The sequence below is a fragment of the Pseudoalteromonas sp. SCSIO 43088 genome (assembly GCF_023650795.1).
Classification (GTDB): domain Bacteria; phylum Pseudomonadota; class Gammaproteobacteria; order Enterobacterales; family Alteromonadaceae; genus Pseudoalteromonas; species Pseudoalteromonas shioyasakiensis.
In genome coordinates, this window is sequence record NZ_CP072675.1 from 1,934,097 (window position 1) to 1,957,214 (window position 23,118).

Below are 23,118 nucleotides of genomic sequence, written 5' to 3' on the forward strand. Positions count from 1 at the left end.
TATCAAAGCTAAAATAGGGTCAAAAGTGAAAAATTATCATGCAACAAACCGACTTTGAGGAAAAATTATTCACTTTAGGTTCACTATATTGAATTATCAATGAGTTACTAAGCCTAAAAAATAGACACTTTCTGGCTTAGCGTTCTGAGCATAAGTTTAGTGTTTGGGGTTTCGGCGCCTAAGCCATACAACAAGGTCATAAAATAGCAGTCGAGCAATATAGCTGCTTTTACTTTATTAAATTGCGGTTGGTCGGCAAAAACCAATGATTGAATTAGCTCCATGTGTTGTTGCTGGAATGATTGCGAAAATAATCGCTGGCTAAAAAGCACTTTATAAAAGCGGTGATGTAAACAATAAAACTGATAAAAATATTGTGCGTAATGATTAATCTTTAAGCGAGCAGGGCGGTGTATGTCGGTTTCTTTTGCGCGCTCTAACACATCATTGAATTTATCTTCGAGGCAAGCTTCTAAAATAGCCACTTTATCTGCAAAATGATTAAACAAGGTGCCAACCGCTATGTTGCTTGCTGCTGAAATTTGCCGTGTAGAGGTATCGTTAAACCCTTGCTCAGTAAAAAGGTGCCAAGCCGCATCTAAAATACGTTGGTGAGTGTCTCCATGTTTGCTCATTCTTAACCTACTGTTTGTATTTAGTTATTTTAAAAGTGAGCGTGCTCATATAATTAAGTGAGCGCGCTCACTAAAGGTAGTCGTAAGTGTTGATCTTGTAAAATTAGCCTGTGTATTTAATTAAACTTTCATGGCGTGCAAAGCGGCTTTAGTTTAAAATTGCACGCAGTTTCGTTTTTACTTTTTACCCGCTGGAGGGTACCGCTATCATAAGTACAGCTAATATCACCATGCAATTTGGTGCTAAACCTTTATTCGAAAATATCTCAGCAAAATTTGGCGATGGTAACCGTTACGGTTTAATCGGTGCGAATGGCTGTGGTAAATCAACCTTCATGAAAATCCTAAGTGGTGAACTAGAGCCATCTTCAGGCAATGTCAGCACAGATCCAAACGAGCGTATTGCTAAACTAAACCAAGACCAGTTTGCTTACGAAGAGTTTTCTGTAATCGACACAGTGATCATGGGTCATAAAGAGCTGTGGGAAGTAAAAAAAGAACGTGACCGTATTTACAGCTTACCTGAGATGAGCGAAGAAGACGGTATGCGTGTAGCAGACCTAGAAACTGAGTTTGCCGAAATGGATGGTTACTCAGCAGAAGCTAAAGCAGGTGAGTTACTAATTGGTGTAGGTATTGGCACAGAGCAACACTACGGCCCTATGTCTGAAATTGCACCAGGTTTTAAACTGCGTGTGTTACTTGCGCAGGTGCTGTTTTCTGATCCAGATATCATGCTACTCGATGAGCCTACCAATAACTTGGACATTTACACCATCAAGTGGCTAGAAGACGTGCTAAACCAGCGCGACTGTACCATGATCATCATTTCGCACGACCGTCACTTCTTAAACTCAGTATGTACACACATGGCTGACATCGATTACGGTGAGCTTCGTATTTACCCTGGTAATTATGATGAGTACATGTTTGCTGCAACGCAAGCTCGTGAGCGTCTACTAAGCGAAAACGCGAAAAAGAAGAGCCAAATTGCCGAACTTCAACAGTTCGTATCGCGCTTCTCTGCGAATGCTTCAAAAGCAAAACAAGCAACATCACGTGCTAAACAAATCGATAAAATTCAGCTTGAAGAAGTTAAAGCTTCTTCTCGTCAAAGCCCGTTTATTCGTTTTGAGCAAGAAAAGCAGTTATTCCGTAATGCCTTAGAGCTAACAAATTTAACACAAGGCTTTGAAGAAACATTATTCAGTGGCCTTGAAGGCCTGGTTGAAGTAGGCGAGCGCATTGCAATTATCGGTGAGAACGGTGTTGGTAAAACCACACTATTAAATACCCTTGCAGGTCGTTTAGCACCAAAACAAGGTGAATTTAAATGGTCTGATAACGCTAATATCGGTTATTACGCTCAGGACCATGCTGACGAGTTCGAACAAGACATGAACTTATTTGAGTGGATGGAACAATGGCAACAAGAAGGTGACGACGAACAAGTTGTTCGTAGTTTCTTAGGTCGTATGCTGTTTTCACAAAACGATATCAAAAAGTCAGTAAAAGTGATTTCAGGCGGTGAGCAAGGCCGTATGTTGTTTGGCAAAATTATGATGCATAAACCAAACATCTTATTAATGGATGAGCCAACCAACCACATGGATATGGAATCTATCGAAGCGCTTAACCTAGCGCTTGAAGCATACGAAGGGACATTATTGTTCGTATCACACGATAGACAATTTGTATCATCGCTTGCAAACCGTATTTGGGAAATCAAAGACGGTAAAGTTATCGACTTTAAAGGTACATACACTGAGTACCTAGCAAGCAAAGAAGCTTAATTAGCTGATGAGTGATTAAAAGCCATGCATGTCATGGCTTTTTTGTGCTTCTAGAGTCGCATCTTGATGTGGTCTAAGAGCGATTTATACTGCGTTATCGATTTTAACAATAGAACCTCTATTATTTGCATCAACGCCTTGCAAAATCGCTTTTAATTCCAACTGAAACTCGCATCTTGATGTGAGTTAGGTATATAATACCCGCCACAAAATAAGGACAAAAGTCCGCTTTTTAGAAAACTATTTAACTGAGGTGTATTTATGACTGTTGGCATTATTATGGGTTCCAAATCAGACTGGCCAACGATGGAACATGCGGCGTTAATGCTAGAAAAATTCGGCATTGAATACGAAACTAAAGTTGTTTCTGCTCACCGTACCCCTCAATTACTTGCTGACTATGCAAGCTCAGCTGCAGATCGTGGCATTAAAATTATTATCGCAGGTGCCGGTGGTGCTGCTCACCTACCAGGTATGGCTGCGGCGTTTACATCACTGCCAGTTTTAGGTGTACCAGTTAAGTCTAAAACACTTAATGGTGTTGATTCGTTATTATCTATCTGCCAAATGCCTAAAGGTGTTGCGGTAGGTACTCTTGCTATTGGTGAAGCAGGCGCTGCAAATGCTGGCCTTTTAGCGGCACAAATTTTAGGTTGCCAACAGCCTGAAATCTTCGCAAAAGTAGAAGCTTTCCGTAAAGAACAAACAGACACTATCTTAGCTAACCCTAATCCTGCAGAGTAATATGAATATTCTAATTTTAGGTGCAGGTCAGTTAGCTCGCATGATGAGCTTAGCGGGTGCACCGCTTGATTTAAATGTTGTTGCCTACGATGTGGGTAGTGAAAAAATCATTCATCCATTAACTGGTGAAGTTCATAACAGCACATTACAACAAGCTATTGATAACGCAGACGCGATAACAGCAGAGTTTGAACACATTCCTGATGATGTACTTACACTATGTTGTCAAAGCAATAAGTTTTATCCGGGTAAAGCGGCAATTAAAACAGGTGGCGACCGCGCACTTGAAAAAGCATTACTTGATAAAACAGATGTTGAATGTGCGCCTTACCAATTAATTACAGAAAAAGCGCACCTTGTTGCTGCTGTAGAGCGTTTAGGCAAGCCGCTTGTGATCAAAACTTGCCAAGCGGGTTACGATGGTAAAGGGCAATGGCGCTTAAAGTCTGATGATCAAATTGACCAAATCTGGTCAGAAATGGCAGATTTCATAGCATCAGGCACTGAAAGTGCGCCGCATTCTATTATCGCTGAAAAGATGATCCCATTTGACCGTGAAGTATCTATCATTGGTGCTCGCGACAAAGCGGGTAACACAGTTATTTATCCATTAACTGAAAACCAACACACCAATGGTGTACTTACGCTTTCAGTTGCGGGTAAAGAAAAAGCAGCAATTCAAGAACAAGCAGAGCTGGCATTTAACAAGTTAGCGCAAGAACTTGATTATGTAGGTGTATTAGCAATTGAGTTTTTCGATGTACAAGGTACGTTATTAGTAAACGAAATTGCGCCACGGGTTCATAACTCAGGTCACTGGACACAGCAGGGTACACATTGCTCACAGTTCGAAAACCACATGCGCGCTGTTGCAGGTCTACCATTAGGTAGTACAGAGTGTCTTCGTCCTACTGCTATGATCAACGTATTAGGTCAGCCTTCAATCCCACATTCAGTACTCGCAACGCAAGACGTTACAAGTCACTGGTATGGTAAAACGGCTAAACCGGGTCGTAAGATGGGTCATATCAATGTATCGGCCGATAACCTTCACCAATTAGGTGAGCGTTTAGCGGCACTGGCTGAAATTCTGCCAGAGCAAGACTACCCAGGTGTAGCAGCTACCAGCACTCAACTTATTTTAAACTAATCAGTTTAAATTCTTAAAAGCCGAGTTTATCTCGGCTTTTTAATCGCTATTATATATCCACAAACTTCGCTAATTTTGTACCTCTTGTCTCAAAGCACTTGCGTCAGGAACATCTTGCTATAGACTAATATTTTTATATTAATATTAGTTCGTTATGTTACATCCTCGATTTAGAACAGTCGTATTTGCGTTCTTTATGGCGCTGTTTATGTCTGGATTTATGTCTTTAGTGATCAGCATCTTTAACGTTGGTTTAATCGATAACATTGCAACCATTTGGCTTAAAGCATGGGCTTTTGCATTTTGTGTGGCATTTCCTACCGTTATTTTTGTTGCACCTGTGGTGCATAAGCTAACCAATAAACTTATCAGAGCACCGTTGTGATAGCCGAACGCCCAAAGCAGTTTCTATTTATTGCGCTATTTTTAGTATCAGCATTACCATTTGTTGGTTCTGCTACGGCACTTGTAGTAGGTGCTTTATTTGCAATGATATTGGGTAATCCATTTGCAGCACAGTCACAAAAAATAAGTAAATGGATGCTAAAGTTGGCGGTAGTTGGCTTAGGTTTTGCTGTTGACTTTAATCAAGTAATAGAAGTAGGGCGTAGCTCTATTGTGCTTACTATTGTCAGTATTACCGCTATTATTGGCCTTGGTGAAATTTTATCTCAGTTATTTAAGTTAAATAAAAACACCGGTGTACTTATTTCATTTGGTACTGCCATTTGTGGTGGTAGCGCAATTGCTGCAATGGCGCCGGTTATAAAGGCCAAAGATCACGAAGTAGCTATATCACTCGCTGTGGTGTTTTTATTAAATGCCCTTGGCTTAGTGTTGTTTCCGATGATTGGCCATTACTTTGGCCTGACTGAGCAACAATTCGGTGTTTGGGCTGCACTTGCGATTCACGACACAAGTAGTGTAGTAGGGGCTTCCGCTGCGTATGGCGCATCAGCGCTTGCTATTGCCACAACCATTAAACTTACTAGAGCGATGTGGATAATCCCTTATACAAGTATTGCGGGTGTGTTTTGGAAATCAGATGAAAAAGCAAGTATCCCTTTGTTTATATTTGGTTTTTTAGCGGCTGCACTGATTAATTCGAGCTTTCCTGAGTATCAAACACTGTGGCATGCACTCAATGTTGGTGCTAAACAAGTGTTAGTAATGACCTTATTTTTGATTGGTAGTGGTTTATCTATTTCAGTCTTAAAACAAGCGGGCATTAAACCTTTTATTATGGCGATGATCTTATGGATCATTGTCAGCAGTATTATTTTACTACTTATAGTAGACGGATTTATTTCATGAAAAACGCTTTATTAACTTCTTCATTAACACTGGCTATAGGCTTATTTGCAAACAATGTATCGGCTGCTGATTTACGTGTTGCTACCTTTAACGTGAGTATGGATGCAACCAACTATGCTAAAAAAGGCGAAGCAATAGATAAAGACGCTTTAAGCAAAGCATTAGCGAGCAACCACCAGCAAATTCGTAATATTGCCGAAATTATTCAGCGCGTAAGACCTGATGTAATTTTACTCAATGAGTTTGATTATATTGATGCCGACAAAGGCATTAACGTATTTCGTAAAAACTACCTGCAAGTATCGCAAAATAAGCAAGTTGCCATCGATTACCCGTATTACTTTATTGCACCTGTTAACACTGGTTTACCTACTGAGTTTGACCTAGACAACGATGGTGTAAAGGGGCATTACAAAGGTGACGCACACGGCTTTGGCTTCTTTGAGGGGCATTATGCAATGGCAGTATTGTCGCGCTACCCAATCGATTTAGATAAAGCGCGTACATTACAAACATTCAAATACAAAGATATGCCAAATGCACAAATGCCTATTGACCCTAAAACAGGTAAAGACTGGTATTCTGCTGAGGAATGGCAAGCAATTCACCTAAGCTCTAAGTCTTTTTGGGATTTACCAATAGATGTAAAAGGTAAAACGTTTCATTTGCTTGCATCGCACCCAACGCCGCCAGTTTTTGATGGTGACGAAGACCGTAACGGTAAGAGTAACCACGATGAAGTACGCCTAGTTGCTGATTACATCAACAATGCTAACTACATTTACGATGATAAAGGTCAAAAAGGTGGCTTAAAAGCGAAAAGCCGCTTTGTTATTGTTGGTGATTTAAATGCTGCGCCAGAAGGGGGTAAGGCACGCCCGAAAACCACAGACCAAATTTTAAAAAATCCATTAGTGAATACTTCTTTTACGCCAACAAGCAAAGGCGCTAAAGAATCGTATAAAGAAGATTACGCTAAAAACTATACCGCTTATTGGCAAGCTCGTGCTGATTACGTTTTACCATCAAATTATGGTATTGAGATAAACGATGGTGGAGTTTTTTGGCCACAGAAAAACTCTGAACTGTTCCGTTTGATTAAAGATCGTAACGCATCGTCTGATCACCGTATGGTATGGCTTGATATCAGCTTAAAATAAGCTGTTATTAAACGGAAATCTTTGGCTGTTTATCCTATAAAAATTGCTATTTCATAAGTGCTTCTGCTTAAATAGGGCGAATTATAATAACCCGTAAGAAGCACTATGAAATTCAAAACCACTGCTAATAAAACGTTAGTGGCTCTCGCAGTCGCATCTAGCTTCATGCTAGCAGGTTGTCAATCAACCGCCTCAACGCCTTCTGAAGAACAAGTTACCAATGTAGCCCCAGTTGTTGCTACTCCTGCTGATACAGGTTCAGCTGAAATCACGTTAGAGCAAGCAATGGCTCACCCTGATTGGTTAGGCCGTCAGCCTGAGCGTGCTTTCTGGAATGGTGATTCTAACAGCATCGTTTATGCACAAAAGCAACAAGGCAATGAGCTACGCGATTTATACATTCAAGCGGTAAATAGCCAATCTGCGTCACAATTAGCGTTAAACAAACTACACACTGTAGGTGCTAAAAATGCCGTTTACTCAGCTGATAAAAAGCAACAGGCTTATGCATTTGAAGGTAATATCTTCGTTAAAAACCTAAGCACTGGTCAAATTACACAAATCACTCACGACAGCGCACAACAATCAAAACCACAGTTTTTAACTGATGGTAGCCTTGCATATCGCCAAGGTAATGCGTTTTATAAAGTTGATTTAGCAACGGGTCGTCAAGTTGAATTAGTTAACTTACACCTAGACGATGCACCTAAAGGTGTACAAGAGCCTGATACTTACATCGCAAAAGAGCAGCACAAACTAATTGATTACATTGCGCTGACGCACAAAAACAAAAAAGATCGTGAAGAGCGTAAAGCACAAATTAACGAGCAAAACGACAGCATTGCTAACGCACAATTTTATTTAGGTAAAGGTAAGCGTTTAGCCGATGTACAGCTTTCACCAAATGGCCAAGCCCTTGTTGCAGTAACCACAGAAAGCCGTTCATGGCGTGATGAAGGCGATATAATGCCTAATTACATTGCCGATGATGCACGCGTAAAAGCAGAAAAAGTACGCCGTCGTGTTGCTGATGAAAAACCAATCAGCTCAGACGTTGTTTACATTGACCTTAAATCAGGCGAGCAAACAACCCTTGCATTCGATACCTTACCAGGTTTTGATGAAGACGTACTTGCAGCAGTTAAGAAAGAAAACTACGCTCGTGATGGCAAAACTTATAAGTCTGAAAAAGCACCACGTGCCATCAACTTAATGATGGATTGGGGCTGGGACCAAAGTGCAATCCAATGGAACACAGATGGTTCGAAAGTTGCACTTATGCTTGAAGCATGGGACAACAAAGACCGTTGGTTAGCCACTGTTGATACACAAAACAACAAACTTGTTTCGCAGCACCGCTTACACGACGATGCATGGGTTAACTATGCATACAACGATTTTGGTTGGTTGAACAACTCAGACACGCTTTACTACTTATCTGAAGAGTCTGGTTACAGCCACATTTATAAAAAGCCACTTAATGGTAAAGCAACGCAGCTTACTAAAGGCCAATTTGTTGTTTCTAACTTAACTTTAACAGCTGATAACTCAGCGATTTACTACAAAGCAAACGTTGAGCACCCAGGTCTTTACGAAATCTATCGTGTAAACCCTGCAACCGGTGAATCTGAGCAAGTAACCAACCTTGATGGTATGACTGATTATCAGTTAAGCCCAGATGAAAGCAAACTATTGCTAACTCACTCAAAAATTATGTCGCCACCTGAGCTTTATGTTGCTGACGCAAAAGCAAATACCCAAGCAACTCAGTTAACGCATACAGTATCTGATGAGTTTTTAGCGAAAAAACTAATTGCACCTAAGATTGTTGCTGTACCTTCAAGCCACACTGATCAGCCAATTTACGCAAAAGTATATTATCCAGCTGATTATAAAGAAGGCGAAACAGGTAAAAACCGTAAAGCGGTTATCTTTAACCACGGTGCTGGTTACCTACAAAACTCACACATGGGTTGGTCTGGTTACTTCCGTGAGTTTATGTTCCACTCACTATTGGCTTCAGAAGGCTACGTAGTAATGGACATGGACTACCGTGCATCGAAAGGTTACGGCCGTGATTGGCGTACAGCTATTTACCGTCAAATGGGTACACCTGAGATCCAAGATTTAGCAGATGGCGTAAGCTGGATGGCAGACAACGCAAACGTAGATACACAAGCTGTAGGCACTTATGGTGGTTCTTACGGTGGTTTCATGACGTTTATGGCGCTATTCACACAACCTGATTTATTCAAAGCAGGTGCTGCACTTCGTCCGGTAACTGATTGGGCTCACTACAATGGTCCTTATACGTCTAACATCTTAAACCACCCAGATGTTGACCCAATTGCCTATGAAAAGAGCTCACCAATTTACTTTGCTGAAGGTCTTAAGAGCCATTTATTAATTAACGCGCCTATGGTTGATGACAATGTATTCTTCCAAGACTCAGTACGCTTAGTACAGCGCTTAATTGAGCTAGAAAAAGAAAACTTTGAAACAGCGATCTTCCCAGTTGAACCACATGGTTTTGTACAACCATCAAGCTGGTTAGATGAATACCGCCGTATTCATAAGCTATTTAAAGAAACGCTTTAATTAATAAGCGTAAATGAAAAACAGCCACTTTAAGTGGCTGTTTTTGTTTGTATTAAAAGTTTTAGTTACTCGCGATTTTTTATTATTTTTATAAAGACAGGTAAAGCCAACAGTGTGCCGCCAATTGCGCCAATAAAGTGGGCGTCAATGGCAACATTAGAGGCGATTAGCTGACTCACCGATTCACTCGGGCCTGCTATTTGCTCCCAAATCACTTTAGCCCAAGTACCAGCAAACAATAACCAGCCTGAAAACATGCCTGCTTGTATATCTTTAACTGCACCCCAAATGATCACACCGTGCAGTAGGGCACTTAACCCGGTGTAAATTTGGATATCTGGGCAAAATAGCCACACACCTAAGCCACACCATAATACAAGAATGGCAATATTAAACGCATAGCGAGCAGGGCTTGTATGTTCAGCGTGGAGTGCCCAAATTAATAAAATTCCGGCACAATTTAAGCCTAAATGGGGCCAATTTGCGTGTACAAATTGACTAGTGAAAATGCGCCAAAATTCACCATTTGCAACTAACTCACGGTTAAATTCGAGATATTCATTTAAGTTAAAAGTAGCAAATAAGGAACTTAGTATTACTAAACACAATGGCGGCAGAATATATTCTAGTTTCAGGGGCAGGTTTATCATGTTATTTTTGTTGTATCTGAGATTGTCGTCTATTGTGCACGTTTAATTTTAAGATGCCAAATACACTACGGGATTAAGTTTATTTATGTTATTCAAAACCAAAGCGCTGTTAGCTCTGTCCACCTCATTAATTTATTCGACGGCTATTTTTGCAACCCCTGCAAAAATTGAAACTCGCGAACCTGAAGCTGCTACAGGCTTTGCTCATAAACAGGTTGTTGAAGGCGATAAGTACATGGTCGCAGCAGCAAACCCTTATGCAGTAAAAGCTGGCCAAAAAATGCTTGAGCTAGGCGGCTCTGCAGTTGATGCAGCCATTGCAACGCAATTAGTACTGACACTGGTAGAACCGCAATCGTCGGGTATCGGTGGTGGTACATTTATGATGTACTTCGACAGCAAAACCAAAAGCCTAACCAGCTTTGATGGCCGCGAAACGGCTCCAAGCAATGCTGATGAAACACTATTTTTAGATAAGCACGGTAAAGCCGTAAAATGGATTGAAGCCGTTGTAGGTGGTCGTTCTGTTGGTGTTCCAGGTATTTTAGACGCTTTTGCCACAGCCCATAAACGTTACGGTAAGTTAGAATGGCAAACCTTGTTTGGCCCTGCCATTGAATTGGCTGATAAAGGCTTTATTGTTTCGCCGCGTTTACATCAATTATTGGCTAAAGAATTAAACCCAGGGGTTACTAAGCTACCTGTTATTCGTGACTACTTTTTCCCTGATGGTAAACCACTTGCTGTAGGTACCGTTAAAAAGAACCCAGAACTTGCTGCGCTTTATAAAGATATAGCGAAACAAGGCATTGATGCTTTCTATAAAGGTGAAAACGCCAAAGAGCTTGTGCATGCAGTGCAAAACTCAGCAGTTGCACCGGGTACTTTAACGGTTGAAGACTTAGCTAATTACAAAAGTAAAGAGCGTGCACCTGTTTGTGTTGATTATCGCCAATACGAAGTGTGCTCAATGGCACCACCAAGTAGTGGTGGTGTAGCTGTATTACAGATTTTAGCCTTACTTGAACATAAAGACATGGCCAAACTCAAACCAAACTCTGTTCAAGCATTGCATTACTTTACCCAAGCATCGCGTTTAGCGTTTGCTGATCGCAACGTGTATATGGGTGACCCTGACTTTATGCCAATCCCAACACAAGGATTACTCGATAAAGACTACCTTGCAGGTCGTGCAAAGCTTATTTCTGAAAAAGATGCTCACGCAGAAGCAGGCACACCGCCTAACTCACTTGCGTACGCGCAAGATGATGCATACGAGTTACCATCAACCACCCATGTATCGATTGTTGATAGCCAAGGTAATGCGGTTTCGATGACCAGCTCTATCGAAATGGCGTTTGGTTCAACAGTAATGGTGAACGGGTATATTTTAAACAATCAACTAACAGACTTTGCTTTATCGCCTACCAAAAATGGTAAGCCATTAGCTAATCGCGTTGAAGCGGGTAAACGCCCGCGTAGTTCAATGTCGCCAGTCATGGTGTTTAACAAAGACGGCAGCTTACGTTTAGTGGTTGGCTCACCAGGTGGTAGCCGTATCATTGATTATGTTGCTCAAGTGGTTGTAGGTGTGCTTGATTGGAACCTAGATGCGCAAACAGCTATTAACTTACCGCGCATTACTAATCGCAATAATTACACAAGCCTAGAAAAGGGCACTGAACTTGCCAATGCTGAAGCTGAATTTGTTAACCGCGGACACACAGTTCGTATCCTAGATTTAAACTCTGGTTTACATGCTGTTGAAGTTAAAGACGGTAAACTTTATGGCGCAGCCGATCCGCGCCGCGAAGGCATCGCTTTAAGTGATAAAAGCCACTAAAAACAAGCTCAGCAGCCTTAAAGCTGCTGAGTTTTCATGTATACTATCTGCTATGCTATTTAGAGCATAAAATTCATTTTCTTCAATGGTCTGACAAGGTGAATTGTCATTGCAATTTCGCCTTCAAGAGTAATAATGTCAGGTCATAATTATGACGCATCAAAGCTTGGAAATATGACTACAAATACCGATCCAAATTATCTTTATATTCCTTATTCAGGCCCAGGTCTGATCGAAACGCCACTATTAAATAAAGGCAGTGCTTTTTCACAAAAAGAAAGGGAAAATTTCAACTTAGCCGGTTTACTGCCACCGCGTTATGAAACGATCGAAGAACAAGTTGAGCGTTGTTACCAACAGTATTCAAGCTTTAGCGATAATTTAAACAAGCACATTTACCTACGTGCTATTCAAGATAACAACGAAACACTTTACTACCGTTTAGTGCGTGATCATCTTGAAGAAATGATGCCAATTATCTACACACCTACGGTAGGTGATGCCTGTGAAAAATTCTCAGACATCTACCGCAGTGCCCGTGGTCTATTTATCTCTTATGAAGATCGTTTCCAAATTGATGATATTTTACGTAACGCTACTAAAGGCAAAGTAAAAGTTATCGTTGTGACTGACGGTGAGCGTATTCTTGGTCTAGGTGACCAAGGTATTGGTGGTATGGGTATTCCAATTGGTAAATTATCACTTTACACAGCATGTGGTGGTATTAGCCCAGCATATACGTTACCAGTAATGATTGATGTTGGTACAAACAACGAAAAACTACTTAACGACCCTATGTACATGGGTGCGCGTCATAAACGTATTTCTCAAGAAGAGTATGACGAATTCTTAGATCTATTCATTAAAGCCGTTAAACGTCGTTGGCCAAGTGTGTTACTTCAGTTCGAAGACTTTGCACAACCAAATGCAATGCCATTACTAAAACGCTACCGCGATGAAATCTGTAGCTTTAACGATGACATTCAAGGTACTGCTGCGGTAACTGTAGGTTCTTTACTTGCTGCATGTCGTGTTAAAGGCGCGAAGCTTTCTGAGCAAAAAGTTGTGTTTGTTGGTGCAGGCTCTGCTGGTTGTGGTATTGCAGAGCAAATTATCAGTACCATGGTTGCTGAAGGCATTAGCGATGAACAAGCGCGTTCTCAAATCTTCATGGTTGACCGTTTTGGTCTACTTACTGAAGGTATGGAAGGCTTACGTGACTTCCAACAAGCACTTTGCCAATCTAAAGAAGGCTTAAGCGAGTGGACTTACAGTGGTGAGTACGCATCGTTATTAGATGTAATGCACTGTGCACAACCAGACATCCTAATTGGTGTATCTGGCCAACCTGGTTTATTCACAGAACAAGTTATTCGTGCAATGCACGCATCTTGCCCACAACCGATTATTTTCCCGTTAAGTAATCCGTCTAAGCAAGTTGAAGCGCTTCCTTCTGATGTAATCGAATGGACAGACGGCCAAGCGATTGTTGCCTCTGGTAGCCCATTTGATCCGGTTGAGTATAACGGCCAAACGTTCCCAATCCCACAATGTAACAACAGCTACATTTTCCCGGGTATTGGTTTAGGTGTTATTGCTGCTAAAGCAACTCGCATCACAGATGCAATGCTAATTGTATCAAGTGAAACACTGGCTGAGTCTTCACCACTTGCAAACTCTGGTAAAGGCAGCTTATTACCAGCACTCACTGAAATCCAATCGTTAAGTAAACGTATTGCATTTGCAGTAGCGAAAAAAGCGATGGAAGAAGGTGTTGCACTTGAGCTGAGCGATGAAGCACTATGGGCAGCAATCGAGAAAAACTACTGGCTTCCAGAGTACCGTAACTACAAGCGTCGTAGTATCTAAGCTATAACGCATTTAGTAATTGAAAAAACAGGCTTTTAACGCCTGTTTTTTTATATCTGAATAATAGGGTCTTGTTCATATTGAATTAACCCTTTAAGGTGATAATGAACGGAGTTTTAAATTAAGGAACAGTATTATGCGTAAGTTAGTTTTTACCGCTATGGCCGCCGCGCTAAGTTTTAATGCATTAGCAGAAGCAACACCTGATGCGCCACATATTTATATTCAAGGTAACGCAACGGTTAAAGCAATCCCAGATAACGTTAAACTGACAGTAGGTATTGTTGAAGTAGATAAAGATTTAATTGCCGCTAAAAACAAAGCCGATGCAACCATGGCGAAAGCAATTAAGCTTGCTAAAAGCCAAGGTGTAGAAGAAAAGGGCATTTATGCCTCTAATATCTCAATTCATCGCCAAACAGAATATAACCGCGAAACAGGTAAGCAAAACTTTGTAGGCTACAGAGTAACGCGTAGTTTATCTGTTACGTTAACTGATATAAAAAAATACCCAATAATGCTTCAGCAACTAGTGAACTCGGGTATTAATGAGATTAATCAAACTCAGTTTGTATCAAGTAAGTACGAAGAGCTACAAAAGAAAGCGCAAAAACTTGCTATTAAAGATGCCCGTGCTGCTGCAAAAGAATTTGCCAGTGATTATGGGGTTGAACTTAAAGGCCTTTATACTGCATCAAGTAGCCCACTCGATACAGGTAGCCAACCTTATATGCGTGCCAGTAAAATGGTTATGGCAGAAGCAGCACCAGATAACTATGTACCTGATGCATACAATGGTGGTGAGCTTACGATTACCGCAAGCAGCTATGCGGTATATCTAATCGAAAACTAAATTCAGTTATTTTTTGCTGGCAAACCTTGCCAGCAATTTTTCACCCTGTTGCTCTGAAATACGGGCAATCGCTTTTAGCATATTAGTAATTTGTTCACGGTCGTACTCATTACTAATATGCGTATCTACATCTTCAATAATCGCCCCTAAATAAACAAATAGGCTATCTGTTGCCTTTTCGTTATCAGATGCTCTAAACAATATGTTTTTAAACGCCTCTAACACATTCACCATTACATAAGCATCATTTTTTGCATAGTTACGAATTGGCGTAAAGTTATCATGCAGCAGCTCATCGAATGATGTTTCGTGTATAAACAAGTGTGGTTGATTGTTCTCGCATCGTTTAAGCGAGTAATTCACATCGTAAATATCTAAACGCAATATAAGCAATATACTCAACATATCAATGGCTTTTACCGCAGTACCGGGATCGTTAATACCCGGGCTCATAGCTTTAACCGCGATTTCTGAAATTTGCGTCATACCGTAGCGGTAATGATCGCTAATATATTCTTCGATATAAAAGATAAAGCAGTCTAGTAATTCCTCTACTAGCTCAGGTTTGTCAGATAAGTCAGTATCACACTTTAAAAACGGATAACCTTTAACCGTAAAGAAACCTTGCTTAACCGAAATATAAATTTTTATACCGTGCTGTTGGCACAAGGCGCACAATTTGTCGGTATGAGCGCCCTTAAAGTAGCCTTCTGTTTTACTCTTAACACTATGCCAGTCATCAAACTCAGGAAAATGTTCAACAGGGTTTTCTTGTTGCATGTCAATTATGCATTTAAGCTCGCTTTTGGTATTTTTAAACAAGTCGTTTAGTACATTATCGACCTGAATGGCTTTTGAAATTGAGTGAATAAAAAACACAAAAAAGCCCAGCGAAATTAAACCAAACACCAAAGAAAAGAAGATACCGAGCGATGGGATCCCCATGTCGCCATCACCAATGGTACGTATGTTTATCAGCATTAAAATGGTGTAGATAATACTGCCAAGATAAAACCCTAGCACTAATTGGTGTGACTTACGGGTAATAAGCCCAGGTAACACACGCGGTGAAAGGCTGGCACTGGCACTATTAAGCACCACCATAACCATAGAAAAGCTAAAAACGGTTAATGAGATAATACTGCCTGCAAGTGTGCTGAGGATCGTTCGGGCGTTCTCTTCGCTATCGACCAGTAACACGCCAATCAGCTTTTTAAATTCCATTGATAAAGACGAATACTCGACTGCTGTGGTAACTAATCCAAATACTAAAAACACCACAGAGAGCATTGAAGGGTAAAAACCGATACTACTGATCATCTCGCGGTAGTTATCGGCGATTTTTCTTGGCGTAAACATGCACTTCCTTAAGAACTGTTAGACATTAAATATCATACTGAGCTAACCTAACTACTTACTTAACAGCCTAGCAATAAACAGTGCTAAGCGTCTAACTTTAAATAAAAATTGGAAAAACTGTGATTGTTTCAACGTTTGCTGCCATTTTGGCCATTTTATACATTCAACTTAGCTTTCGTGTAATTAAACTGCGTAAAGCAAAACGCATTTCACTTGGCGACGGTGGCGATGCTAGCTTACAAGCGGCAATACGCGCTCATGCTAATTTTATTGAATATGTGCCATTTTCCTTGATTATGCTATTTTTATTAGAGTACCAAGGTCTTCCAAGCCATTATTGCTATATTTTAGGGGCAATGCTCTTGGCTGGCCGTTTTTGTCATAGTTATGCACTCGCTGATAATCTGATGAAATTACGTGTATTAGGGATGATGCTAACTTTCTTAACTATGTTGATCAGTGCAGTGATGTTATTAGTTACACAGGTGTTCTAATATGCAAAAAGTTGTTTTCACACTATCTCTTCTGCTTTTATCAAGTATCAGTATGGCTAATGTGAAAACAATCAATGCTAAAAAAAGCATTAACGCTCCTCCTGAAACTCTTAGGGTGATTTACCCTAAGACGATGCCTAACCTTAATGAAGAAACACTTTACCCGCTAATACTCCTCCGTACCGCTCTTGAAAGAAGTGGTTATAAATTTACTCTCGATCCTGCATCTGAGCTGTTAGGTCAAAACCGAGTTATTAAAGAAATAGAGACAGGGTCAGGCATAAACGTAAACTGGAGTATGACTAATATTGATCGTGAAAATAGGTTGTTACCACTTAGAACCCCCATTTTCAAAGGGCTTTTTGGTTGGCGGTTAATGTTCACAACACAGAAACAATTACCTTATCTTAGCCAAGTAAAAACCTTAGAAGATTTAAAGAATATTATTTTTATACAAGGTGAGGACTGGCCAGATACCTTTATTTTAAGGGATAACGATTTGACCGTCGCTACCGCACAAGATTTTGAGTCACTGTTTGTTATGCTTGATAAAGGTAGAGGGCAGTTATTTCCACGTTCTTTGCTTGAAATAGAGAGTGAAAAAAATTTTTATGAGAAAAAAATTGACCTAGTTGTATTACCGCAACTAATGCTGAAATATCAAAGCCCAATTTATTTCTTTTTTAATAAAGATAATCCTGAAATTGCAAAAGCAGTGAATGAGGGTTTAAAAGTTATGCGTAAAAGTGGTGAGTTTGACGAGCTATTTTTTAAATATAATGGTGATTTCATTAAAAATGCCCATCTTCATGACAAAATTATTATAGAATTAAAGAATAACCAATTACCTAAGTTAACTCCTGTAGATGATAAGTCTCTGTGGTTATCACTTGATCAGGTGCCATGAGCTCTAAAATATTTATAATCGGTTTACCACGAACCGGCACAACCAGTATCTGTAACAGCTTTTTACAACTCGGATATAAAACCGCCCACACAGCCTATACCCAGCAAGCAATTACAACCGCTGACGTTATTGCCGATACTCCGGTATTTAGCGAATACGCCTTACTTGATAAACATTTTGCAAATAGCCGTTTTATCAACCTTGAGCGCAATTTAACTAAATGGCTGCCTTCGATTAGGCAGTTATTAGCACGTATGCACACTAATTTAATGCGCCCAGACGGTGGCTTTAATATCCATTTAAAGCGCTGCTACCTCGATGTATTTGGCCATTACAGCTTGGCAGAATTAGAATCTGATGAATACTTAACAGCGTGTTATAACCGCCACCAACAACAAGTGGCAAACTATTTCAAAGGGCGTGAACAGCAGTTATTAACACTCGATGTAGCTGATCCAAACAGCTCGCAATTACTTCAGCAGTTTTTAAACACTCAGCAGCCAATTAACTTTAAACAGCTTAATATAGGCGGTAAGGTCACAGCGTGGAATGATATAAAACACCCCGATAAAGTATCATCGACCCGAAGTGGTAAAATTGATAAATCTCTTGGTTATAATCACACGTAAAATACGTTAAAATCGCCGCCATTATAAGTTTAGTTGTTCCTTATCATGTTTGAATTGAAATACCACACGCCATTTGAATGGACAGAAGGTGTCTTAGCTGACTTCGATACCTTTTTACAAGATCATGCTGCAGCAGAGAAAAAAGCCTCTGGTATGGCTATGTCTATGCTTTCTCATTATCCTGACCGTCGTAAGCTTGTTAGAGCCATGACAGACTTAGCACTGGAAGAAATGATTCACTTTAAGCAAGTTTTAAAGCTATTAATGGAACGTGATGTATCTCTTGGCAATGACCAAAAAGATCCTTACATCAAACAAATTCGTGCGGTATTTAGAAATGGTCGTGATGAATTTTTAATGGACCGTTTATTAGTAGCAGGCGTTATTGAAGCACGCGGACACGAGCGCTTTTCGCTTGTAGCAGAAGCCTTACCAGCAGGCAAAGAAAAAGAGTTTTATGTCGCGATTGCTAAATCAGAAGAAAAACATAAAAACTTATTCGTTGAACTTGCCTACGAGTATTTCGATAAGCAAGATGTTGATACACGCCTTGAAGAGATCCTCATCGCAGAAGCCGAAATCTGTAAAAATATTCCGTTTACAGCAGCGCTTCACTAGTGTGATGCTTGTGTATTAGGCCTTTTAGCCTAATACACAAATTAATGTTTTATCCCAAAGCAGTAAATTAGGGACTAAAAACAATAATTAAGTCTCCAGAAAATAGTTTTGGCAATCCTAATTGATTAAATAAACAGCATACATTCATCTTTCTCTCCTATAGTTAAATTAGTACCTAACTGTGAGGAATAGAGCATGAAATGGATGATGACTCTTACGACGCTGTCGTTAATAGGGATTGTAATTACCGGTAATTCAATTTACACCGAAGTTAAAATCTTTCGTTCAAACGATAAGCCAACCGAAATAACCGCTAGTATGTATCGCTCGCTTATTTGGCATAGCGATATTTATAAAGACGATCAGTTTTTAAATACCGCGCAAAGCTACTTCAGCGATGGCAAAATTGATACGCGTGAATACAGTAAACTTACGAGTTTAGCGAGCAAAATTGCCGGCCCTATCATCTACATTCAAGAAACCGATGAGCAACTGTGGCATGCAAGGTTAACCTACAAAAAATACCTTGAAGAGAAAACGGTCGAACGACTGGCAAGTTTACATTGATGAAAACTGCTTGAACAGCGTGTTAAGCTCAACAATGGTGGGCTTACCGCTGAGATAATTGGTATCAAGATGGTAACTATTGCCAAGCCAATAGGGCTTTTGGGTGGTGTTATGGCCATGCACAGAAAAGTCGATACTTGGATTTATTACCGGCTTTTTCGCATTGGTTAAGCTTCTATCCCAAAGCAATGCGCCAATCGCTTGTTGTTTGTCGGTTGTAGGGTTTTGCCAATCCCAATCAGCACAGATGGTATGTGATAAACCAATTTTTAATGCACCGTATTCAACATAGTAAGAAAGCGGGCATTTAAGTAGCTGCTTACAGGCAAAAGCGAGCTCTTCATCGCTTGCTTCTAGGTGCCAACGGCCGCCGTTCTCAACCCATAAACGGTAGTAACCTTTATCATTAGCAAGTAATGACTCAAGCAACATATGCTCATGGTTACCAAGGCACATATGTACACCAAGCTCTTTAAAACGCGCAAGTAACGCAATGCTGTGCTCACCCCGGTCAATCACATCGCCCAATGAAAACAAGATATCTTCGCTTGGGTTAAAATTAACAGAGCAAAGCGCCTGTTCAAATTTAGTTAAATCTGCATCTAAATCGCCAATAACAAATACACGTTTACTTTCATTAATTTGCATCTTAACTTGAATTGGGTTTTGCGAGGCAAGAGGGCTTTTAACTAAATTCAAAATACATTCCTTTAAGCAGTATGTAGCTTAAGACTATCATAACTCATTGCCATTTGAGCACTGGGTGGTTATTATCTAGCCTCACTTTTTAGGAGTTACCGCCAACATGAACAACTAAACCTGTTATCCAATTTCATTATTATCTTTTTGGACCAACAGGGTTAGTAGGCGTTGCTCACTATCACCTTAATTATGTTACTTCTCGTGTGATCAAGCGCTTATGCCCCTGTAATACAGGAGGCACTATGCCACAACTTCAAGCTTTTAATTTATGTTACCAACATGGCAATGGCGATGTTGTATTTAACGACCTTTCATTTTCACTCACTGCTAGAGTCACCGCGCTAATCGGCAGAAATGGCTGTGGTAAATCTATCTTAGCGTCAATACTTGCTAAGCAAAAAGAGCCTAGCTCTGGTACGGTTATTTGTAATTCAGCCCTTGGCTTTTATGAGCAAATGAACGATGTGAATAAGGTTGATAACCTAACAATTGCAGAGGGTATAGGGCTAGAACCTGTGTTTAATGCCCTCGATGTGATAAACCAAGGGCAAGTTACAGAGCAAAACTTAACTTTGCTTGAAGGAAAATGGGACTTACCAGAGCGCTTTAATGCAGAACTTGTAAGGCTTGGCGTAAACAACAAAACCCCTTACTCACTAGGCAAATATTTAAGTGGCGGCCAGCTTAGCCAATTAAAGCTTTGGGCACTATTTACCTGCATAAAGCCCGATATTTTAATACTGGATGAGCCATCAAACCACTTAGATACAAAAGGTAAAAGCTGGCTGATAAAGCAAATACACAACTTTAAAGGGCAATTATTACTAATAAGTCACGATCAAGAATTATTAGAACAAGCCTATGAAGTTTGGGAGCTAACAACCCTTGGCTTAACACAATATGGTATGCATTTCTCTGAGTACCAAGCACAAAAGCAGCAGCAAGTTGCTGCCCTTGAAAATAAATTAAACCACGTTGTTAAGCAGCAAAGTAAGCTCAAGGCAGCAGAGCAACTACAAAAGCAAAAAGCACAAAAACGAGCAGGCCAGGGCGCAGCCCTCAGAAAATCAGGCAGCCAGCCTAAAGTGCTGATGGATGCTAAAAAAGATAAAGCCAGCGCTAATTTATCATCACAAAGTAAAAATACGGCTAAACGAGAGAGTATGCTGACTAGTAATAAACAAGAGCTTTCTAGCAAGCTTGAACAAACTAAATCGCAGCAATTTTATTTAGCGCAATCAAATGAAGCTAAGCACCAAAAAGTACTTAGCTTGGAGGATGTGGTATTAGCACACGGCACAAAAAAACCAATTAATTTTCAGGTATTCAGTGATGATAAAATTCATTTAGCGGGTGCTAATGGCATTGGTAAATCAACTTTACTAAAAACTCTGACATATGACATACCAGTAAAAGCAGGGCAGTTACATTGCAATCAAGCACTCTATTATTTAGACCAACATTTTACATTAATAAACAACAAGCTAACCCTGCTTGAAAACGTGATGACTTACTGTAGTAACCTTAATGAGAGCACCGCACGAACTCTACTTGCCAGTATTGGCTTTAGAAAAGACGCTGTTTTTAAACACGCCGCAGTTTTAAGTGGTGGCGAGAAAATGAAGCTCGCCATGTGTATCGTCAGTAATATTGAAAGCACCGCATTTTTGTTACTCGATGAGCCCGATAATCATCTCGACCTTGAATCAAAACAGCTCTTGGCTCAATCATTACAGGGCTTTAAAGGTGGGTTTATACTTGTGAGTCATGATAAATATTTTGTAGAAAGTATCGGCTGTAATAGGCAAATTGGTCTATAAAATAGTCATTTATAAATAAGCGTGCTAGGGTGGTTGTAGGTACATTACAAGGAATGACTATGAATTTTACAGCCGCCTACCGCATTTTTACTGCTTTATTCATGCTGATTCTAACCATAGGTTTAGGTATGACGCTGAATGATTTTTCTTCGGTGATCTACGTGTTCGTGCCGTTATTACTCATGCTAGGTATGTCATTTATGCCATTTTTTAAACAGCGAAAACTGCGATTAATACTCTTTGCAGCCCCAATAGTTATTCTTTACTGTTTTGGATTTTACCCTTGGCTTACAAATTACCAAGAAGTCGCTGTTTCATCATCTACCTCAACCCTCGATTTCATCATTATCCCAGTTTGGGCTACCTTATATGGTGCTGGTTTTGTTGTGCTGCATGAAATTGGGTTAGGGGTAACTAGGGCAATTAATTGGGGAAGGTGAAAGAGTTTTAGCACTAGTTTCTTATGGTTGTACTACTAAGGCTTTGCTTATAATTTATATTAAAGTGTAGAAAAAAAGGGTGAAAAGCCCTTTTTTGTTATAAGGTGATAAAAATCTAAGTGTGACAAAGTGTCAAAGAGCGTATGGAATATCAAGACTCTCACCCAGAAAGAAGAAACCTCATGGTAATTGCTTTGGGGATAATGATTTATATCATAGGTGATGGAAAAATAACTAATAACATTCTAAAAATTCAAGCTATAAGTATTGAATTTGAAGATACTGCAAAAGTTGTATATTTCGTATGGTTGGCATTTTTTTGGTCTTTATACCGTTATTGGGTTGTTTCAAAAGGTGAAGTCAAAAAAATGTTTGATAAGGAATTATCACAGTTTAGAAAGAACAAACTAATAAAAAAAATATGTAACAAGAGCAACATTGTAATTGCTGATGAAAAAACAGAAGGTGGTTATTTTATTCAAGATCTTTATCACACAAACAAAAGCCTATATATAAGAACTGCTTATTGTAGATACCTAGTATGGTCAGATGGATATGCTAAGCCAAAAAATTCTTACGGGTCTCAACATGAAAAAAGCACAAAAGTAGGCATAATTAATAGTATTAATATATCTATTAAAATTTTCGTTGGTAAAAGAACTTTTTCTGATTTTATAGTTCCATATTTCATTGCTTATATAACCACCTTAATATTCTTCTATGAGGTTGGCAAAAAGATTTCATGGTTATAACGGTTACAGGCAGTGAAAACAAAATTTTTGGAAGCCATACAAGAAACACATTTCAAATCTAGGTTCGTAAAATTCACAGTTGTAGTCTTATTGAAATGAAGCAAGTTTTGTTGAAAATTTACAAAGTAAAATGAGAACTGCATAGAAAGCTATAAATTCGCTTAAACCCAAATTAAGCAAAAAAGGGGCTAAAAACCTTAAAATCTAACGACTAATGAACC

22 protein-coding genes are annotated in these 23,118 nt (G+C 39.7%); 18 read left to right on the forward strand and 4 right to left on the reverse strand.

The annotated features are described in order from the left end of the window. Positions 1-113: 113 nt before the first annotated feature. The gene (locus J8Z28_RS09005; protein WP_054561452.1) at positions 114-635 is read right to left on the reverse strand and encodes a TetR/AcrR family transcriptional regulator; all 522 of its coding nucleotides are present in this window, start codon (positions 633-635) and stop codon (positions 114-116) included. Positions 636-841: 206 nt separating this feature from the next. Here J8Z28_RS09005 and J8Z28_RS09010 point away from each other — a divergent pair, with 206 nt between their 5' ends. The 7 genes from J8Z28_RS09010 (at position 842) to J8Z28_RS09040 (ending at position 9,394) form a co-directional block, all read left to right on the forward strand. Next, on the forward strand, positions 842-2,428 hold the full coding sequence (locus J8Z28_RS09010) for an ABC-F family ATPase (RefSeq protein ID WP_082401562.1): 1,587 nt from the start codon (positions 842-844) through the stop codon (positions 2,426-2,428). A 261-nt stretch (positions 2,429-2,689) separates the two neighbouring features. Then, entirely contained in the window at positions 2,690-3,172 is a 483-nt protein-coding gene (purE, locus tag J8Z28_RS09015; RefSeq protein ID WP_054553887.1) for a 5-(carboxyamino)imidazole ribonucleotide mutase, read from the forward strand. A gap of 1 nt (position 3,173) precedes the next feature. Beyond that, positions 3,174-4,322 carry a 5-(carboxyamino)imidazole ribonucleotide synthase gene (locus tag J8Z28_RS09020; protein WP_055021802.1) on the forward strand — a complete coding sequence of 383 codons (1,149 nt, stop codon included), beginning with the start codon at positions 3,174-3,176 and terminating at the stop codon, positions 4,320-4,322. Between the two features lie 154 nt (positions 4,323-4,476). Next, positions 4,477-4,707, forward strand: coding sequence for a DUF2798 domain-containing protein (locus J8Z28_RS09025; protein ID WP_054561456.1), 231 nt, complete (start codon positions 4,477-4,479; stop codon positions 4,705-4,707). Further along, entirely contained in the window at positions 4,704-5,636 is a 933-nt protein-coding gene (locus J8Z28_RS09030) for a YeiH family protein (protein ID WP_250660357.1), read from the forward strand. The genes J8Z28_RS09025 and J8Z28_RS09030 overlap by 4 nt, the downstream gene beginning before the upstream one ends. Continuing rightward, positions 5,633-6,796 (forward strand): endonuclease/exonuclease/phosphatase family protein, encoded by a 1,164-nt coding sequence (locus J8Z28_RS09035; protein ID WP_250660358.1) that lies wholly within the window; start codon positions 5,633-5,635, stop codon positions 6,794-6,796. The genes J8Z28_RS09030 and J8Z28_RS09035 overlap by 4 nt, the downstream gene beginning before the upstream one ends. 105 nt (positions 6,797-6,901) lie before the next feature. After that, a complete protein-coding gene (locus J8Z28_RS09040; RefSeq protein ID WP_250660359.1) occupies positions 6,902-9,394 on the forward strand; it encodes a prolyl oligopeptidase family serine peptidase in 2,493 nt (830 codons plus the stop codon). Between the two features lie 65 nt (positions 9,395-9,459). On the opposite strand, the gene rrtA is transcribed toward J8Z28_RS09040, so the two are convergent. Then, on the reverse strand, positions 9,460-10,044 hold the full coding sequence (gene rrtA / locus J8Z28_RS09045; protein WP_250660360.1) for a rhombosortase: 585 nt from the start codon (positions 10,042-10,044) through the stop codon (positions 9,460-9,462). A gap of 85 nt (positions 10,045-10,129) precedes the next feature. Between rrtA and ggt the strand changes: the two genes are divergently transcribed. The 3 genes from ggt to J8Z28_RS09060 all read left to right on the forward strand — a co-directional run bounded on the left by ggt (position 10,130) and on the right by J8Z28_RS09060 (position 14,609). After that, positions 10,130-11,887: a gamma-glutamyltransferase gene (gene ggt / locus J8Z28_RS09050; protein ID WP_054561462.1), complete on the forward strand. Its 1,758-nt coding sequence runs from the start codon at positions 10,130-10,132 to the stop codon at positions 11,885-11,887. 174 nt (positions 11,888-12,061) lie between these two features. Then, positions 12,062-13,756, forward strand: a complete 1,695-nt coding sequence (locus tag J8Z28_RS09055; protein ID WP_250660384.1) for an NAD-dependent malic enzyme — start codon at positions 12,062-12,064, stop codon at positions 13,754-13,756. Between the two features lie 136 nt (positions 13,757-13,892). Continuing rightward, complete coding sequence (locus J8Z28_RS09060) at positions 13,893-14,609, forward strand: SIMPL domain-containing protein (RefSeq protein WP_054561463.1); 717 nt, start codon at positions 13,893-13,895, stop codon at positions 14,607-14,609. A 6-nt stretch (positions 14,610-14,615) separates the two neighbouring features. Here J8Z28_RS09060 and J8Z28_RS09065 read toward each other — a convergent pair whose 3' ends face one another. Further along, a complete protein-coding gene (locus tag J8Z28_RS09065) occupies positions 14,616-15,968 on the reverse strand; it encodes a DUF2254 domain-containing protein (RefSeq protein WP_250659265.1) in 1,353 nt (450 codons plus the stop codon). A 119-nt stretch (positions 15,969-16,087) separates the two neighbouring features. Between J8Z28_RS09065 and J8Z28_RS09070 the strand changes: the two genes are divergently transcribed. The 5 genes from J8Z28_RS09070 (at position 16,088) to J8Z28_RS09090 (ending at position 19,183) form a co-directional block, all read left to right on the forward strand. Further along, the gene (locus tag J8Z28_RS09070) at positions 16,088-16,462 is read left to right on the forward strand and encodes an MAPEG family protein (protein WP_054561465.1); all 375 of its coding nucleotides are present in this window, start codon (positions 16,088-16,090) and stop codon (positions 16,460-16,462) included. Position 16,463: 1 nt separating this feature from the next. After that, complete coding sequence (locus J8Z28_RS09075) at positions 16,464-17,369, forward strand: substrate-binding periplasmic protein (protein WP_250659266.1); 906 nt, start codon at positions 16,464-16,466, stop codon at positions 17,367-17,369. Further along, entirely contained in the window at positions 17,366-17,998 is a 633-nt protein-coding gene (locus J8Z28_RS09080) for a sulfotransferase (RefSeq protein ID WP_054561467.1), read from the forward strand. Before J8Z28_RS09075 ends, J8Z28_RS09080 begins: the two co-directional genes overlap by 4 nt. Before the next feature lie 45 nt (positions 17,999-18,043). Then, a complete protein-coding gene (locus J8Z28_RS09085) occupies positions 18,044-18,616 on the forward strand; it encodes a MiaE family protein (protein ID WP_054561468.1) in 573 nt (190 codons plus the stop codon). A 195-nt stretch (positions 18,617-18,811) separates the two neighbouring features. After that, positions 18,812-19,183 carry a hypothetical protein gene (locus J8Z28_RS09090; protein ID WP_055197077.1) on the forward strand — a complete coding sequence of 124 codons (372 nt, stop codon included), beginning with the start codon at positions 18,812-18,814 and terminating at the stop codon, positions 19,181-19,183. On the opposite strand, the gene J8Z28_RS09095 is transcribed toward J8Z28_RS09090, so the two are convergent. Continuing rightward, positions 19,175-19,882: a metallophosphoesterase gene (locus J8Z28_RS09095; RefSeq protein WP_250659267.1), complete on the reverse strand. Its 708-nt coding sequence runs from the start codon at positions 19,880-19,882 to the stop codon at positions 19,175-19,177. The two genes, J8Z28_RS09090 and J8Z28_RS09095, sit on opposite strands and share 9 nt — an antisense overlap. Positions 19,883-20,127: 245 nt before the next feature. Here J8Z28_RS09095 and J8Z28_RS09100 point away from each other — a divergent pair, with 245 nt between their 5' ends. The 3 genes from J8Z28_RS09100 (at position 20,128) to J8Z28_RS09110 (ending at position 22,897) form a co-directional block, all read left to right on the forward strand. Continuing rightward, entirely contained in the window at positions 20,128-21,705 is a 1,578-nt protein-coding gene (locus tag J8Z28_RS09100; RefSeq protein WP_250659268.1) for an ATP-binding cassette domain-containing protein, read from the forward strand. A gap of 59 nt (positions 21,706-21,764) precedes the next feature. Beyond that, positions 21,765-22,145, forward strand: a complete 381-nt coding sequence (locus tag J8Z28_RS09105) for a hypothetical protein (protein ID WP_250659269.1) — start codon at positions 21,765-21,767, stop codon at positions 22,143-22,145. 143 nt (positions 22,146-22,288) lie between these two features. Continuing rightward, on the forward strand, positions 22,289-22,897 hold the full coding sequence (locus J8Z28_RS09110) for a hypothetical protein (RefSeq protein ID WP_250659270.1): 609 nt from the start codon (positions 22,289-22,291) through the stop codon (positions 22,895-22,897). Positions 22,898-23,118: the final 221 nt, after the last annotated feature.